This window comes from Bartonella sp. AD328YNZD (genome assembly GCF_042196425.1).
The window spans coordinates 1-1,838 of the sequence record NZ_JBHIQG010000425.1 but is presented as its reverse complement, the minus strand read 5'-3'; the positions used below and the strand labels follow the sequence as shown (position 1 = coordinate 1,838).

The window sequence follows — 1,838 nt, the reverse complement described above, 5'->3', positions numbered from 1 at the left end:
TCATAATCCCCTTGATTAAGCTTCTTCAACAAGGTTGACTTGCGAAAAGCAGCTGTTCCTACATTATAGCAAAATGATACCAATGCCGCGAATTGGCAATCCGTTAACGAAACCGTCACCGATTCCTCTACCGTCTGCTCAAATTGCTTTAAGTCTTCACAAAGGATTTCTTCTGCTTGCTTTTGCGTAATACGCATGCCTTTTTTGACAAGGGGGTGACCCGCATTGCTGGTGTGACCATAACCAATCGTCCAGATACATGCCGTGTCTCTATATGCCTCTAAACGCAAACCTTCCCATTGTTTGATAAGCTCTAATCCTTCTTGCGATATCTTTCTCATCTGACGCTCCATAAAAAAAGCCCCACAAAAGTGGAGCCGGATAAAAATGTTTTCTTATGATCTCTATTGACTATGCTCTTTGATCAGCTGCTCGACTTCTTCAACACGAAAGCCAAGTTGAAAGAGCGGCGCATAGTCGCTTTCCTGTAATTCATACTGACAACGCTTTTCGACAAAATCACCATTTGAATCAAACGGCATGGTTGTTGTTAGACAAACCTTATGCGTGTCATCTTCAATCCCCTCTTCTCCCTCTCCAAGCTCTTTAACAAAGACCCAATAAAAACGTGTTGCTAAAAGCATCTCTAGCCTTCTTACTGTTTCAACTTTGTCAAAAGAAAGCATGTTCAGATAATCTTCTTTGCTATTTAAATGTTCTGGATATTCTATCATCTCTCCCTCCTAAACAAAATGACGCGTATGGCTACATCCACGCGCCGCAACTTGTTCATTTCCACCATTGACGATCATGGTGGCTCGAGTAAAACGCCCATTATCCGTTGTATTACTCCAGCTACCACCCCCTAACAATGCTCTCATTTCAAACGTATTTTGCGTAAGGCTTATGGGTATAGGAAACGTGCCCGATAAAAATTGCCAAACATAACCGCAACCATCCTCACAACCGATATGCGAGATCATTCGACGATTCGCCGTATCCTTATATCCACCTGAAACCTTAGAGGTTGGTTCTTTCTTGCCAACAATATGTGTCTTTTCATTGCTTCCATACATAGCAGAAGCAAACGCTTCATCACTCAGTAAAGATTTTTTAACACGCGCCATATCTGTTACATGTTCGGTATAATTACGGTTTGTTGTTATATTGGTACGATACATTGATTTCGTATTTTCACCCGTCCCTGATTGAAGATAAATATCAACCCAAAGATCTTGCAAAGGATCATAAACCATACCTTCTGGTGAACTATGCGGACGGTGATTGAGACACCAAACTGAATTGGGTAAAATATCCCCTGCTCTATAACCAGACAATGAATGACCGGAAATCGTACCAACATCCGCACAGAGCGTATGGAACCCTCCTATCTTTCGCGAATTACTCACTGTGTAATTCCTTGGATACGTAGAGTTTTCTGATAAAACAAATTTATGAGACTGTCCTCCATCAGAAACCAAATAAACATAATAATCCTTCCCCGCCGAAATAGAAGAAACGTTTATTATTGTATCTGCCGTATAACTTGCAACCAAAGTATCATTGCCTAATGCCAAGGTTATACGCGTTCCTTTCTTCAATGTGAGTTGTTTTTTCCCTGTCGCTACAAGAAACGGTGTGGAAATTGAAAAAACCGTTAAATTGGACTGTTTCAGTAAATTGTTTACCTCTTCCGCTAGCGCTTTTGCCTGTGAAGCTACTGTATGGGCTGTTGTTGCCGTTGCTAGGGAATTCTTGATACCTCCAAGCTCTTGTTTCGTCGTATCGGCTGTTTTTTTGGCTTCTTCTGCTGTCCTTTTCGCTCTATCGGCTACTTC

The 1,838-nt window shown here is 41.5% G+C and carries 2 protein-coding genes and 1 pseudogene; all 3 read right to left on the bottom strand.

Annotation, left to right across the window (positions count from 1 at the left end):
- Positions 1–341 (bottom strand): lysozyme (locus ACFIO3_RS12480; protein ID WP_375704558.1); only part of this gene is annotated, 341 nt, incomplete at its 3' end.
- 63 nt (positions 342–404) lie between these two features.
- On the bottom strand, positions 405–734 hold the full coding sequence (locus tag ACFIO3_RS12475) for a hypothetical protein (RefSeq protein WP_375704557.1): 330 nt from the start codon (positions 732–734) through the stop codon (positions 405–407).
- Between the two features lie 9 nt (positions 735–743).
- Positions 744–1,838 (bottom strand): annotated as a pseudogene (locus ACFIO3_RS12470) (hypothetical protein); the annotation flags it as partial.